At 40.5% G+C, this 12630-nt stretch carries 15 protein-coding genes; 7 read left to right on the top strand and 8 right to left on the bottom strand.

What is annotated here, in order from left to right; translation table 11 throughout:
- Nucleotides 1-27: 27 nt before the first annotated feature.
- Nucleotides 28-546, bottom strand: a complete 519-nt coding sequence (locus C6W18_RS13115) for a DUF3267 domain-containing protein (protein ID WP_034321494.1) — start codon at nucleotides 544-546, stop codon at nucleotides 28-30.
- A gap of 230 nt (nucleotides 547-776) precedes the next feature.
- Between C6W18_RS13115 and C6W18_RS13110 the strand changes: the two genes are divergently transcribed.
- A complete protein-coding gene (locus C6W18_RS13110) occupies nucleotides 777-1121 on the top strand; it encodes a YhaI family protein (protein WP_007497157.1) in 345 nt (114 codons plus the stop codon).
- Here the strand turns inward: C6W18_RS13110 and C6W18_RS13105 are convergent.
- Nucleotides 1099-1719: an HTH-type transcriptional regulator Hpr gene (locus tag C6W18_RS13105; RefSeq protein WP_034321487.1), complete on the bottom strand. Its 621-nt coding sequence runs from the start codon at nucleotides 1717-1719 to the stop codon at nucleotides 1099-1101. The genes C6W18_RS13110 and C6W18_RS13105 overlap by 23 nt on opposite strands.
- Before the next feature lie 187 nt (nucleotides 1720-1906).
- Complete coding sequence (locus C6W18_RS13100; RefSeq protein ID WP_034321484.1) at nucleotides 1907-2263, bottom strand: YtxH domain-containing protein; 357 nt, start codon at nucleotides 2261-2263, stop codon at nucleotides 1907-1909.
- Between the two features lie 128 nt (nucleotides 2264-2391).
- Here C6W18_RS13100 and yhzF point away from each other — a divergent pair, with 128 nt between their 5' ends.
- On the top strand, nucleotides 2392-2583 hold the full coding sequence (yhzF, locus tag C6W18_RS13095) for a membrane protein YhzF (protein ID WP_034321482.1): 192 nt from the start codon (nucleotides 2392-2394) through the stop codon (nucleotides 2581-2583).
- 47 nt (nucleotides 2584-2630) lie between these two features.
- On the opposite strand, the gene C6W18_RS13090 is transcribed toward yhzF, so the two are convergent.
- From C6W18_RS13090 to C6W18_RS13080, 3 genes are all read right to left on the bottom strand, one after another.
- Nucleotides 2631-3149 carry a tryptophan transporter gene (locus C6W18_RS13090; protein ID WP_034321480.1) on the bottom strand — a complete coding sequence of 173 codons (519 nt, stop codon included), beginning with the start codon at nucleotides 3147-3149 and terminating at the stop codon, nucleotides 2631-2633.
- 127 nt (nucleotides 3150-3276) lie between these two features.
- Nucleotides 3277-4356 (bottom strand): 3-phosphoserine/phosphohydroxythreonine transaminase, encoded by a 1080-nt coding sequence (serC, locus tag C6W18_RS13085; protein WP_105927823.1) that lies wholly within the window; start codon nucleotides 4354-4356, stop codon nucleotides 3277-3279.
- Between the two features lie 160 nt (nucleotides 4357-4516).
- Nucleotides 4517-4945, bottom strand: coding sequence for an HIT family protein (locus C6W18_RS13080; RefSeq protein WP_008348883.1), 429 nt, complete (start codon nucleotides 4943-4945; stop codon nucleotides 4517-4519).
- 466 nt (nucleotides 4946-5411) lie between these two features.
- On the opposite strand from C6W18_RS13080, the gene C6W18_RS13075 reads away from it, so the two are divergent.
- The 3 genes from C6W18_RS13075 to C6W18_RS13065 are packed head-to-tail and all read left to right on the top strand — an operon-like array spanning nucleotide 5412 to nucleotide 8126.
- Nucleotides 5412-6152 carry an ABC transporter ATP-binding protein gene (locus C6W18_RS13075; protein WP_008361146.1) on the top strand — a complete coding sequence of 247 codons (741 nt, stop codon included), beginning with the start codon at nucleotides 5412-5414 and terminating at the stop codon, nucleotides 6150-6152.
- Nucleotides 6145-7365, top strand: coding sequence for an ABC transporter permease (locus C6W18_RS13070; RefSeq protein WP_105927822.1), 1221 nt, complete (start codon nucleotides 6145-6147; stop codon nucleotides 7363-7365). The genes C6W18_RS13075 and C6W18_RS13070 overlap by 8 nt, the downstream gene beginning before the upstream one ends.
- A gap of 53 nt (nucleotides 7366-7418) precedes the next feature.
- Nucleotides 7419-8126 carry an EcsC family protein gene (locus tag C6W18_RS13065; protein ID WP_105927821.1) on the top strand — a complete coding sequence of 236 codons (708 nt, stop codon included), beginning with the start codon at nucleotides 7419-7421 and terminating at the stop codon, nucleotides 8124-8126.
- Nucleotides 8127-8154: 28 nt separating this feature from the next.
- Here C6W18_RS13065 and C6W18_RS13060 read toward each other — a convergent pair whose 3' ends face one another.
- On the bottom strand, nucleotides 8155-9342 hold the full coding sequence (locus C6W18_RS13060) for a M20 family metallopeptidase (protein ID WP_105927820.1): 1188 nt from the start codon (nucleotides 9340-9342) through the stop codon (nucleotides 8155-8157).
- Between the two features lie 122 nt (nucleotides 9343-9464).
- Here C6W18_RS13060 and C6W18_RS13055 point away from each other — a divergent pair, with 122 nt between their 5' ends.
- A complete protein-coding gene (locus tag C6W18_RS13055) occupies nucleotides 9465-9815 on the top strand; it encodes a hypothetical protein (protein ID WP_189318089.1) in 351 nt (116 codons plus the stop codon).
- Nucleotides 9816-9842: 27 nt separating this feature from the next.
- Here C6W18_RS13055 and C6W18_RS13050 read toward each other — a convergent pair whose 3' ends face one another.
- Nucleotides 9843-10328, bottom strand: coding sequence for an antibiotic biosynthesis monooxygenase family protein (locus C6W18_RS13050; protein WP_105927819.1), 486 nt, complete (start codon nucleotides 10326-10328; stop codon nucleotides 9843-9845).
- A gap of 127 nt (nucleotides 10329-10455) precedes the next feature.
- On the opposite strand from C6W18_RS13050, the gene C6W18_RS13045 reads away from it, so the two are divergent.
- Entirely contained in the window at nucleotides 10456-12591 is a 2136-nt protein-coding gene (locus C6W18_RS13045; protein WP_105927818.1) for a transglycosylase domain-containing protein, read from the top strand.
- The last annotated feature ends 39 nt before the right edge of the window (nucleotides 12592-12630 follow it).

Raw genomic sequence — 12630 nt, 5'->3', positions numbered from 1 at the left:
AAAAGATAGAAGTTGGCTTTAAAAACCTCATGATGAGGAGGTTTGGTCAACTAAAATATCAAACTCGTCTTGGGCTTGATCGATGATACAGGATTTTGGTGCTTTTAGCAGTTTCCATGCAAATAAAAAATCAGGCAAACAATAGCCTGCATGAATACTTGCGATGATGATAAAATAGTGTGCGTACATTGGAAACGCTATGCCTAAAACAAAGTAAACAGGGGAGATGACACAAAACGGGCTGAGCAGTGAGAAAAGCATCACTCTCTTTGGCACGCGCTGCCAGCAATTTCGTTTAAATAACGTCATTTTTTTCTTGTTTTTCATCACTGGTATCAAGTGAACCACACGGTGGACAAGCAATGTCGCGAGTAAAAGCACAGCAAAAAGCGGTGCATTGTGACTGCTTAGTCTCGTTTCAGGATGAGTCAGTTGAAAACATAAAAAAGCCATAATGAAAAAAAGTATAGAAAGACTTATGGCTGAAATCATCATTCTCGTATAACCATAATCCTTTTCGAGATTAATGGTCTTCCAACAATTCATTTTTCATCCTTCCAATCTAAAATCTAATTGAATATCTCAAGATAATTTACTCTTCCTGAAGATAAAAATCAATGGTTTTTATGAAAAAAAATAAAATGTTGCATTCATATGGAATAAAGAGAGGAAACTTTGGATTTTTCAAGAAAAAAAGACATAAGGGGAGGTTCGTCTCTTTCGTCAATGAGTAATTTCGGCTAAAATAGAAAGACTAAGAGAAAGAGGGAACGTACATGAGTATTGAGGAACGAATGAGCCAGCTCGAATATTATATGGAACTTTTACTGACGGCGACAGATATGAGCCGTTATCCATATTATGCGCTATTGATCCGGCAGCGTGTATCGAAAGAAGAAGCAAAGGACATTGAGCGTATTTGTGCTGAGCTTTCAGATGAAATGGACAAGCAAAAAGCACAAGGCTATGTCATGTTTGACGATCTCCTTGCGCTTTTTGCGGGACAGTTAATTGAGAAGCTGGATGTTCATGAGACGATTTTTGCTCTGCATGATCAAGGGCTGTTTCAGCCTTTAATGAATGAATTTATAAAGATCATTAAACAATTTGATTTGCTTTAGCCGCTTTTTCTGCTGCCTCAGCTGAGTCTTCAAGTTCCTCAGACTTTTTCGTGATTTTTCCACGCTCATTCAAAAAGTCCTTCTCAATGTTTGAAAACGATTTCTCAAAAATCTCCATGAAGTCCTCACCATAAATGTTTCGGATAATACACATCATTTCTAAAATTTCAGGGAACTTTCCGTAAATGTCATGAAGCGGTTGAGCGCCTTTGACAATACCATTTCTGGCCGGGTCATAATCTTCGAGTAGTTGATGGAATGTCTCTTCGCCTTTTGGCGTTAGCTCAATATACGTATTGCGTTTATCGTTTAACTTTTTAGAAAATTTTAAAAATCCTCTTTCCTCCAGTTTTTTGGAGAAGTTAAACGCAGTTGATACATGCATGACGCCAAACTTTGCAATTTCTGATATTGAAGCTCCTTTTAATTGGTACGCAATCCACAAAATATGATGTTCATTAATATTCAGGTTATACGGTTTAATCCACTGCTGCCAGTCTTTCTCAATGGATTTCCAAAGAGCTTTGCTCAATTGGGCCATTCTTTGACTGAATAAAAGTGCTTCTTTTACATCGAAAGGCTTTTCCGAATGATTCATCCATTTCACCTACTTCTCTTTTTCTTGTAATTCTATTATGCCAATAAAATAAAGATTAATAAAGCTGAAAATTCAAGAATTTTAAAAAGTCATGAAAAACATTGACAAAATAACCTTTTTTCAACAAAAAAAATGCGGGATACGCACCCCGCACACTTTTGTAAACGAATATTTATTTGGGAGTATATTAGTTTTGTAAGGTTTTCTCCAGTTGTTTGAGCTTTTCCTCAATTTCCTGAATTTCCTTTTGTAAGTCCTGTTGATGAGGTTTGATGTCTTCGCGCCATTGCTGAATAGATGTTTGCAATTCAGCCCCAACCTCTTTAATGACTTCTGCACTTTCTTTTGCTGTTTCAACAATTTGCTCTTTTAAAGCTTGTCCATCTCTTTTTAATCTTGTCAGCGTATCTTCGAATTTGTCATAGCTGTCTTTCATCTTTCCGCGTACATCTCTGCCAGAAGAGGGAGTCGTCAGGAGCACTGCCGCACCTCCGAGGAGACCGCCTACAAATAATCCTGTTAATAAAGAACGTCCACTAGCCATTCAAATCACCTCTAGTCAAATTTTACACATTCGCATGTTCTCTCTGAGCTGATGATCAGCTTCATTGAACTTCCATACATAGCTTGCTTTATTTTAGCATACTTTTGAAGAAAAGGGAGGGGAGAAGGTTGTCTGTCTTTCTGTTCGTTTTTACGTGTATCGGTGTCGTTTTCACAGGTGGTTCCATTCATTATGCAAGACAGCTTGGGTATGCAGGGTCTTATCCGCCAAAACATGTATTAAAGCAAAAAGCACTTGTGTGTGCGGCAGGTGCAGGGATTTCGCTTCTCGTTTTGCTGCTTACCCTTTTTCTTTTATAAAAGCATGAAAAAACCTCTTCATCTGACATGAAGAGGTTCGTTATTCGTTAAGCGACTTCTATCATTCTTGCACGCTTTAGAATGGACTGAGCAATCGGGAAGACAAATACCATGGCAATGGTATTAATCACGACTGCTGGTAGGACAACACCCACAAGAAGTGCCGGTAATGCAGCTGGCAGTCCGGTGATCAGTAAAGCGGCAGATAGGAAAATGACGCCGGATACGATGGTTCCAATAGCAGTTAACACAGCGGTCAGCACAACTTTGTTCTTCATCTTCTGGCAAGACAAGAAAAGGGCTAGGAAGATAAAGGCTGTCACGGGTTTATCAATCATATTTGGAATTTGTCCGCCTGGGAAACCCGTTGTCAAAGCGGAAATGACCCCCGTCACGAGGGCAATCACGACTACATGCTGTACCTTAGGGAAAAGGATGATGCTTAAAAACATCATGACCAGCATCATATCAGGTTTCATTCCGAAAAAGATGGGCGGGAAAATCGTATGCAAAACAGCTCCCATTGCTGCAAGCAATGACATAATCACTAATTCTTTTGTTTTCATTTCTATGCTCTCCTCTGCTAAGCTCTTATAGGACTCTCCAATAATATGGCTCATCATTTATTGCAAGAGTCATCACTTTATATTTCTCGTTATTATAACAAATTTATTTCAAGATAGAAAAGCCTTTTTACTCATTTTCTTGCTGGAACTTTTTCATAAAGTCCGCAAGCTTTTGACAGTTTTCAATCGAAACCGCATTGTAAATAGATGCTCTGCATCCACCGACAGAACGATGTCCTGCAAGTCCAACCATTTGTTCTTGTTTGGCTTTCTCCACAAATGATGCGGTAAGTGCGTCATCACGAAGGGTAAACGTGACATTCATATGAGAACGGCTGTCAGCGCGTGCATGCCCTTTGTAAAAGCCGTCACTTTGATCAATCGTCTCATAGAGAATGGCCGCTTTTTGTTCATTGCGTTTTTCCGCTGCTTCTACGCCGCCAGCGTTTTTGACATGCTCAAGGACAAGAGACAGCATATAAATCGCAAAAGTCGGTGGTGTGTGGTAAAGAGAGTTGGCTTTTGCGTGTGTTGAATATTTTAATATTTTTGGCGTGCCGTTTTTTTCTTTCTCTAAAAAACGTTTGCGCGCGATCACAATCGTGATACCAGAAGGTCCTAGGTTTTTTTGTGCCCCTGCATAAATGAAATCAAATGAAGAAACGTCTATTTGTTTGCTGAGAATATCACTGGACATGTCCGCAATGAGCGGAAGTGAAGTGTCCGGGAACGTTTTCCACTGTGTGCCGAAGATCGTATTGTTTGATGTGATGTGCAAGTAAGCACCGTCTGTTAAACCCGAAGCATCTACATCTGGAATATACGAATAATTGTCATCTTTACTTGAGGCAAACACAGACGTTTCACCAAACCCTTTTGCTTCAGACAATGCTTTTTCTGACCAAGCGCCTGTTTGAATGAAATGAGCCGTTTCGCCTTCATGTAAGAAGTTCATAGGAATCATCGCAAATTGAAGACTAGCTCCACCTTGTAAAAAGAGGATCTCATAATCTTCTGGAATGTCCATCAGCTCGGTCAAAAGCGCTTTTGCTTTATTGTGGACTTCTTCATATTCACCGCTGCGATGAGAAAGCTCCATCACAGACATCCCAGTTTGTTTAAAATCAACAAGTTCTTCTTGTGCTTTTTGAAGCACTTCTAGCGGCAGTGCCGCCGGACCAGCATTAAAATTCGTCGTTCGCTTCATCACAATCTCTCCCTATTTCTCGCGTTAATGGATCAAAAGATAAAACCATCCTATCACAAATTTGAAGCATTTGGACAAAAAATTTGAATCGTTCTAAAAATCTTACTATTAGGAGATGTAAGCCTTAAAAAGGTGGCAGAAATAAGAAAAACCTCATCTTTTAAGATGAGGTAAGCCGCGTGTGAATGGCAGAAGAAATGTCTTTTAAATCCTCTGACGTATATTGATCTTGATGTGACTTCCATACGGCGCCAAAGCCATCTCCTTTGCCGTAGCGCGGAATGATATGCATATGATAATGGAACACAGATTGTCCGGCTTTTTCACCGTTGTTGTTCAGGAGGTTTAAACCAATTGGTTCAAATTCCTGTTTGATTGCCCTTGCAATTTTCGGAATCGCTTGGAAGTAATGATTAGACACTTCTGGTGTCATGTCATAGATGTTTTCTTTATGTATTTTCGGGATTACAAGGGTATGCCCTTTTGTTACTTGGCTAATATCAAGAAAAGCCAATACATGCTCGTCTTCATATACTTTTGCACATGGAATGTCTCCATCAATGATCTTGCAAAAAATGCAGTCGCTCACGCCATGTCACTCCTCATTAATTTTCCTTTATCGTATCACAAAAAGAAGCAAAAAAGAAAACAGGATAAGCGAACTCCTTTGGTCGCTCATCCTGCTCCTGCAGAAGAAATGCTGATGCTTTCATTCGATATGCCTTTTGAATTCTCTATTTACTGAAATAAAGAATTCATATGCCTACTATTTCTGCTGTAAACACCTCATTTGACGATTGTATAGGACACAAAAATCAAGAATCAGTGAAGCAAAACAGAAGCTAAGGTTTTTAGATGAAAAACCAACTTGTCATGCGGTTCTTTGCCTTTAACAAACACCTCATTTACTTATTGGTCATCAAGTTCATTTCTTCTACATACATTATGATGACCAATGTGCCTATTTTTTATTCAGGGCTCGTCTATAGGTAAACATTTCAAATTACCCTTCGTTTTTGGTACTATAAAGGAAAAAGAAAGAAAGGAACGAACTCATGTCCCTTTTAACTGTAAAAGATGTAACGGGTGGATATACGAAGAATCCCGTTCTAAAAAATATTTCATTTGAATTAGAAAGAAATCAAATTGTCGGTCTCATTGGCTTAAATGGAGCGGGAAAAAGTACAACCATTCGTCATATCATCGGTTTGATGAAACCACATAAAGGTGTCATTGAGCTGAATGGACGAACACTACAAGAAGATCAAGAGGCGTATCGTTCGCAATTCACCTTTATTCCAGAAACACCTGTTTTATATGAAGAGTTAACACTAAAAGAGCATTTAGAGCTGACAGCGATGGCTTACGGTCTTTCAAAGGAACAACTCGAAGAACGTCTACCATCATTGCTGAAAGAATTTCGAATGGAGAAACGGCTGAAATGGTTCCCTGCTCATTTTTCTAAGGGTATGAAGCAGAAGGTCATGATTATGTGTGCGTTTCTTGTTGAACCAGAGCTGTATATCATCGATGAACCGTTTTTAGGGCTTGATCCTCTTGCGATAAATGCACTATTGGAACGAATGAATGCTGCAAAGAAAAACGGCGCTAGTGTCCTGATGTCAACGCATATTTTGGCGACAGCTGAACGTTATTGTGACTCCTTTATTATTTTGCATGAAGGTGAAATTAGAGCGAAAGGAACACTGACAGAGCTAAGAGAACAGTTCAACATGAGAGATGCGACACTTGATGATCTTTATTTGGAATTAACAAAGGAAGAAAGCTATGAGTAAAACAACGCAAACCATTTGGAAATCACGATTAGAGGAACACGTACAAGACACAAGAAAATATTTAAAATACATGTTCAATGATCATCTTGTCATTGTGCTTATTTTTTTCCTTGCAGGCGGGGCGAGCTGGTATAGCGGCTGGCTCAAACATATTCCAACTCACTTCCCTTCGTACTGGGTCATGGCAGTTGTTTTCTCACTGGTGCTGACAAGCTCTTACGTACGTACGTTGATCAAAGAGGCAGATCTCGTGTTTTTGCTTCCTCTGGAAGCGAAGATGGAGCCTTATTTAAAAAACGCCTTTAATTTTAGCTTCCTTTCGCAGCTGTTTCCTTTGATTGCCGTATCGATTATCGCACTCCCGCTTTATTCGGCTGTATCTTCAGGAGATCTCATGCTTTATGTGCTGATCTTGGCGCAAATGATCTTGATAAAGGGCCTGAATACAGCGATTCAGTGGAGAATCACTTATTTTCAAGGAAAGCATGTCAGATGGCTTGATGCAGTGTTTCGTTTTCTATTGAATACGTTTCTGATGTATACCGTTTTACAGGCAGCCTATGCGATTGCAATTGTTTTTTATCTTATATATGCCGTCTATCTTATTTACTTAACAAATGCAGTGAAAAAACAGCCTTTTCAATGGGAATTGCATATTTCTGATGAATTAAAACGGAAACAGCGCTTCTATCGCTTGGCCAACTTATTTACAGATGTGCCTCATTTAAAGAAACAGGTGAAAAGAAGAGCATACATGGACTGGATCTTGCAGTTTGTTCCTTACGAGCAGCGTAAAACTTTTTCTTACATGTATGTGAGGGCGTTTTTACGTTCAAATGACTATTTTGGTCTTGTGTTTAGATTAACGGTCGTGTTTGTGCTGATTATTCTGTATACAGGTGCAGCAGATTGGGTAGGTGCGTTACTTGTCTTGTTCACAGTATTTATCACAGGTGTGCAGCTTGTTCCTTTAACGAAGCACTTCGCTCATCTTTCATTACAGGCACTATATCCAGTTTCTCAGCAAGAAAAGGATCGTAGCTTTTTTGTTCTCGTCCGTAATGTACTCATCATCCAATCAATTTTGCTGAGCTGCGCGGTACTCCCAGCAGGAGGATGGAAGGGAAGTGGACTTGCTCTTCTCATGTCATTGGTATTTGTGCTTGTTTTATTCAAGCCTTATGTCCAAAGTCGATTAAAAAAGATGAGATAAGTGAAAATCTATTTTTTACAGCGAGCGTATGATGACATCAAGGAGGGAACCGGATGAATGCAGCTGAACGGGAGTTGTATGAAGAGGCTATTCTTTTTCAAACGCGATTTTTAAGAAGACCATCAAAGATCGAACGGTTTTCAAAAGGAGTTCAGCAGCGAGTGAATCGCCGAATCCCTGCTAGGTTTCATCAAGTCATCACAAGTGCGGTTAAATCAATGGTCGAATCCACCGTAGCAGGGACGCACTTCACTTCATTTTCAGTGATCGATGAACAATTAACGATCGTAGAGAGAAATGAGCTGGCAAAGGATAAAGTGAAGTATTATCAAAAGGCGGCGGCGATCGAAGGGATTGGAACAGGGGCAGGCGGTTTATTCCTCGGAATGGCGGACTTCCCGTTGCTGCTGAGCATTAAGATGAAATGTCTTTATGAGTTAGCATGTATTTATGGCTTTGATTTGTCTCAAAAAGAGGAAAGACTCTTTTTGCTTTGTATTTTTCAGCTCGCCTTTTCAAGCAGTGCACATCGTCAAAAGATGATGAAGGTCATTGATGATTGGGAAACAAGCCGGGAGGAAATGGATTGGTACAGCTTTCAGCAGGAGTATCGAGATTACATTGATCTTGTGAAGCTGTTTCAATTAATGCCAGTCGTCGGTGCGGCTGTAGGCGGGGTGGCGAATCATCAGCTGACAGGACAGCTCGGGGAAGTCGCACGCCATGTGTTTCATTTACGAGTGATGAAAGAAATGAAGTGAAAAAGCCGCTGTCGTCAGCGGCTTTTTGTTATTCATCGTAGGATAGGACGGCGTGAGCGAGTACCTTTGCTGCGACAGGCATTGCTTTTTCGTTGATATCGAATTTCGGATGATGATGTGGATACACATCCTGGCTGTTTTCTGGCATAGCTCCAGTGTAGAAGAATGTGCCAGGAACATGGTGTAGGTAGTAAGCAAAATCTTCTCCGCCCATTTGGGTTTCCGCTTCTTTTACTTCTATGACACCTTCTGTTTGTCTTGCTATTTCAGCAATATATTCAGTTGGCTTTGGGTGATTTTTGACAGCAGGATATCCTCTCACATATTCATATGTGTACGATGCATCATGCATGTGGCAAACCCCTTTGACCACCTGTTCAATTTCACGTTCAATGATATGTCGTGCACTTTCTTCAAAGGATCGTGCAGTACCGGTTAAAACGGCTGAATCGGCAATGACGTTAAAGGCATTCTCAGCCACAAAACCTCCAACAGATACAACAGCTGAATCAATTGGATTGACTTTACGGGCGACAACTTGCTGCAAGTTTGCGACAATTTGTGAACCGATGAGTACGGCATCTTTTGTTAGATGAGGCTGGGCGCCGTGTCCACCTTTACCTTGGACTTGAATAGAGAAACGGTCGGCGGCTGCCATAAAGTTCCCGCTTTTATAAAGAACGGTGCCACAAGGTTCTGATGACCAAAGGTGAGTACCGAATATGACATCGACTCCGTCTAAACAGCCGTCTTCAATCATCGGTTTAGCACCGCCTGGAGCATATTCTTCAGCGTGCTGATGAATGAGGACGATTTTCCCTTTTAATTGATCACGATGCGTATGGAGGATTTTTGCTAATACAAGAAGTGTCGCTGTATGCCCATCGTGACCGCACGCATGCATCACACCAGGCTTTGTTGATTTGTAAGGCACATCCTTTTCATCGTGGATAGGCAGTGCATCAAAATCAGCTCTGAGGGCAATCGTCGGCCCTGGGGAAGCTCCTTCAATAAAAGCAAGAACACCATGACCACCCACCTGAGTACGTGTTGGTATATGTAATGTGTCATAGTAGTTAGCGATGAAAGCGGCTGTTTCTTCTTCCTGAAAAGAAAGTTCAGGATTCATATGGAGATGGCGTCTAATTTCAACCATTTCCTCATAATGTTCATCAAGACGTTCATTGATGCTTTTTTGTAAAGTGGATATTGTCATTGATTCGATTACCTCCTTCATGCTCTTTTACTGATTGTATGGTAATTGTTAGAATCTTTCAACAGAAGAGGATTTCGTGTTCAACATCAAAAGGTCATTTTACATAAAAGTCGAAAGTTGATATGAAGCTGGCAAAAGGGGGAAGTGGCATTGGGAAACTGTCCAAATTGTTCAAAAGTATTTTCTTTCGTCGAAAAGTTTCATTTATCTCACACGAGAATGATGATGTGTCCAAGCTGTCGGCACCCAATCAAAGAAACGTTTGTCTCAAAGATGAGTTTTTTCATGATCTGCTTGATTCCGTTATTGGTGCTGCTTATTCAGTTGAAAGGCGCTTCACCTATGTTGAAGTGGCCGATCTTATTAGGGTGGATATTGCTGAATTTCTATGTGCTTCAGCCTATCATTCATCGGTACGAGCTAAAATGAAGTCGTTGAAAAGAAAAGCCCAGCTAAAGGGCTTTTTTTCATGAAAAAAGAAGTGCTAAAGCAGCACTTCCTTAATTGTCTGTGACGGCATGGTAGGATGTGAGATAGGCAGGACGAGAGAAGATGGAGCCTGTATCCTCGTGAGGCTGAAAGAATGCTTCTGATTCTTGAAAGTCTTGAAATAAATCCTCTGATTCCCAAAGTGTCAAAATCAGATAAACCTCTTCATCTTTTTGTGGTCTTAAGACACGCAGAGCCTTGAAGCCGCGCTGATGCTCTGAGATGTTTGTTTTCTTTTGAAAGGTGGATTCAAAAAGTGCTCTGCTTTCAAGCTTAACAGGGATATGATTCAAGGTGACGAAGCCAGATTGGACAAGCTCGCCTTTCGCATAAATCACATCATAGGCATGAGGGGCTTTAAATACGGTCTCTCCCTCGGTTTCATGAAAAAGAGCTGCTTGTTCTTTTCCAACCATATAAAGTAGATTTTCCAGATGGTGTTTCTTTGCGATTTTATGCAAAAAATCTGCTGTTCCATATGTAATATAGAAGTTCATCTAAACCGCCTCCTGCTTGATAGTATAACAAAAGAATGATATATAATTCTTTGGTAGTCAATCCATAAAACATATTATGAAGCAATACATCCCATACTATCCGTATAAAGGAATGAGGTGACCTAATGTGAAGAAAAAGAAGATAATCATTCCGTTAGTCATTGCAGGAAGTACACTCGTGCTTTCATTTATTGGCTATCTGACCATTTTATTTTTAGGACATTATGTCATAGATGAGAAGAAGCTTGTTTTTCACGCTTCCTCAAAAATCATTGATCAGAATGGAAAAGAACTCACAAGTATGTATTCAGAAAATCGGGACCCTGTGTCATTAAAGGAGGTACCTGATAAAGTAGCGAAAGCTTTTGTTGCTGTCGAGGACAAGCGTTTTTATGAGCATCATGGAATTGATGCACAATCTATTTCAAGAGCGGTTTATCGAGATATATTAGCAGGAGGAAAGGTAGAGGGCGGGAGTACGATTACCCAGCAGCTCGCAAAAAATATTTTTCTCACAAACGATAAAACCTTTCTTCGAAAAACAAAAGAAGTCATTATTGCTATTAATTTAGAAAGAGATTATTCAAAGGATAAACTGCTTGAGATGTATTTGAATCAGCTTTACTTTGGCCATGGCGTCTATGGGATTCAGGCGGCAGCCAATTATTATTTTAGTAAAGATGTCAAAGACTTAACTGTCAGCGAAGGTGCTACACTTGCTGCTATGCCAAAGGCACCGTCTTCTTACTCGCCTGTTTTACATCCTGATAAAAATAAAAAAAGGCGAGATACCATCCTGAATTTAATGAATGAACAAGGATATTTGTCATCCACAGAAACAGTAGAAGCAAAAGGGAGAACACTCGGCATCCATTTGAAAAAGAAATCAGAAACGCCTTGGGTGGACAGCTATGTCGATCTCATCATTAAAGAAGCAGAATCAGAGTATGCCATTTCACATGAGCAATTGCTTCAAGGCGGCTATACCATTACCGTCCCGATCGATATGAACTTACAAAAAGTCGCCTATGATGCGATGAAGAACAACCGTTATTTCCCGGGAAAAAGCGGTTCTCCGGAAAGCAGTGCCGTGTTTATTGATAACGAGTCTGGTGGAGTAAAAGCAGCCATTGGAGGACGAGAATATCAAGCAAGAGGCTATAACAGGGTAACGGCTGTTAGACAGCCTGGATCTGTTTTCAAGCCGATCGCGGTGTATGGTCCGGCGATGCAGGAGAAAAAATTCAGGCCTTATTCACTGCTTGAAGACAAAGAAAAAAGCTATGACGGCTATTCACCAAAGAATTACGATGGACAGTATGAAGGCAGGGTCACGATGGTGGATGCCCTGATGAAGAGTAAAAATACAGCTGCTGTGTGGACGTTAAGTCAGCTTGGCATTGACACCTCTAAATCTTATCTTGAAAAAATGGGAATAGAGATTTCAGATAAAGGACTTGCCATGGCACTTGGCGGCTTAGAAAAAGGGGTTTCTCCATTGCAGATCGCTGGAGCCTTCCATACATTTGCAAATGAAGGCGTGTATAAAAAGCCTTTCTTTATTCAGAAAATCACAAATGATGAAGGGGAAACTGTTGAGAAGAATCGAAACAAGCAAGAGCGAGTGTTTAGTGTGCAAAACGCATGGAATATGACGAGAATGCTTCAGCAAGTCGTCAAAGGCGGGACAGCTCAGAGCGGTTCTTATGCTGGAGACTTAGCAGGTAAAACAGGAACAACCACCTATTCAGGTGTGAAAGGTGCAACGAAAGATGCTTGGTTTGCTGGTTACACACCTAGTACAACGGGTGCGATTTGGATGGGATATGACAAAACCGATAACAGTCACTATTTAACTGGCGGCAGTCAGTATCCAGTGCAGTTGTTTAAAGATATTTTAACGACAGCCCAAATCACCAATGAAACATTCAAAAAGCCAGAAGGGGTTAAAGAACTTCAATCACCGATCCATTTAGAAGGACTATCAGGATTTGAAGCCCGCTATGCCTTTAAAATCAAAGGATTGTTTACATTGGAGCTGTCTTGGGACGAACAGGAGGATAAACGGGTTGAATATCGCATCTATGAAAAGAGAAATGGAAGCGAGACGCTGATCGACTCAGTGACTGGCGTGGGCAGCTACACAATGCCGTATGCCAATGTGTTTTCAGATGCGCAGTATAAGGTTGTTCCATACAATACCCAAACAAAAGAAGAAGGCGAAGGCAGTTCTTATATCAAGCCAGAGACTTTTGGACGTTAATATTCGGCGATTTTTTGAACATTGAGCCGCTTTAGTATA

The organism is Bacillus sp. LLTC93 (assembly GCF_002993125.1).
In the GTDB taxonomy this organism is placed as follows: Bacteria; Bacillota; Bacilli; order Bacillales; family Bacillaceae; genus Bacillus; species Bacillus zhangzhouensis.
Note: the sequence above shows the minus strand (reverse complement) of the source record. Positions and strands in the feature narration are given on the sequence as shown.

Excerpts from the sequence above, each read along its gene's own strand:
- C6W18_RS13115 (WP_034321494.1), bottom strand. The coding sequence starts at position 546 with ATGAATTGTTGGAAGACCATTAATCTCGAAAAGGATTATGGTTATACG.
- C6W18_RS13110 (WP_007497157.1), top strand. The coding sequence starts at position 777 with ATGAGTATTGAGGAACGAATGAGCCAGCTCGAATATTATATGGAACTT.
- C6W18_RS13105 (WP_034321487.1), bottom strand. The coding sequence starts at position 1,719 with ATGAATCATTCGGAAAAGCCTTTCGATGTAAAAGAAGCACTTTTATTC.
- C6W18_RS13100 (WP_034321484.1), bottom strand. The coding sequence starts at position 2,263 with ATGGCTAGTGGACGTTCTTTATTAACAGGATTATTTGTAGGCGGTCTC.
- C6W18_RS13090 (WP_034321480.1), bottom strand. The coding sequence starts at position 3,149 with ATGAAAACAAAAGAATTAGTGATTATGTCATTGCTTGCAGCAATGGGA.
- serC (WP_105927823.1), bottom strand. The coding sequence starts at position 4,356 with ATGAAGCGAACGACGAATTTTAATGCTGGTCCGGCGGCACTGCCGCTA.
- C6W18_RS13075 (WP_008361146.1), top strand. The coding sequence starts at position 5,412 with ATGTCCCTTTTAACTGTAAAAGATGTAACGGGTGGATATACGAAGAAT.
- C6W18_RS13070 (WP_105927822.1), top strand. The coding sequence starts at position 6,145 with ATGAGTAAAACAACGCAAACCATTTGGAAATCACGATTAGAGGAACAC.
- C6W18_RS13065 (WP_105927821.1), top strand. The coding sequence starts at position 7,419 with ATGAATGCAGCTGAACGGGAGTTGTATGAAGAGGCTATTCTTTTTCAA.
- C6W18_RS13060 (WP_105927820.1), bottom strand. The coding sequence starts at position 9,342 with ATGACAATATCCACTTTACAAAAAAGCATCAATGAACGTCTTGATGAA.
- C6W18_RS13055 (WP_189318089.1), top strand. The coding sequence starts at position 9,465 with ATGAAGCTGGCAAAAGGGGGAAGTGGCATTGGGAAACTGTCCAAATTG.
- C6W18_RS13050 (WP_105927819.1), bottom strand. The coding sequence starts at position 10,328 with ATGAACTTCTATATTACATATGGAACAGCAGATTTTTTGCATAAAATC.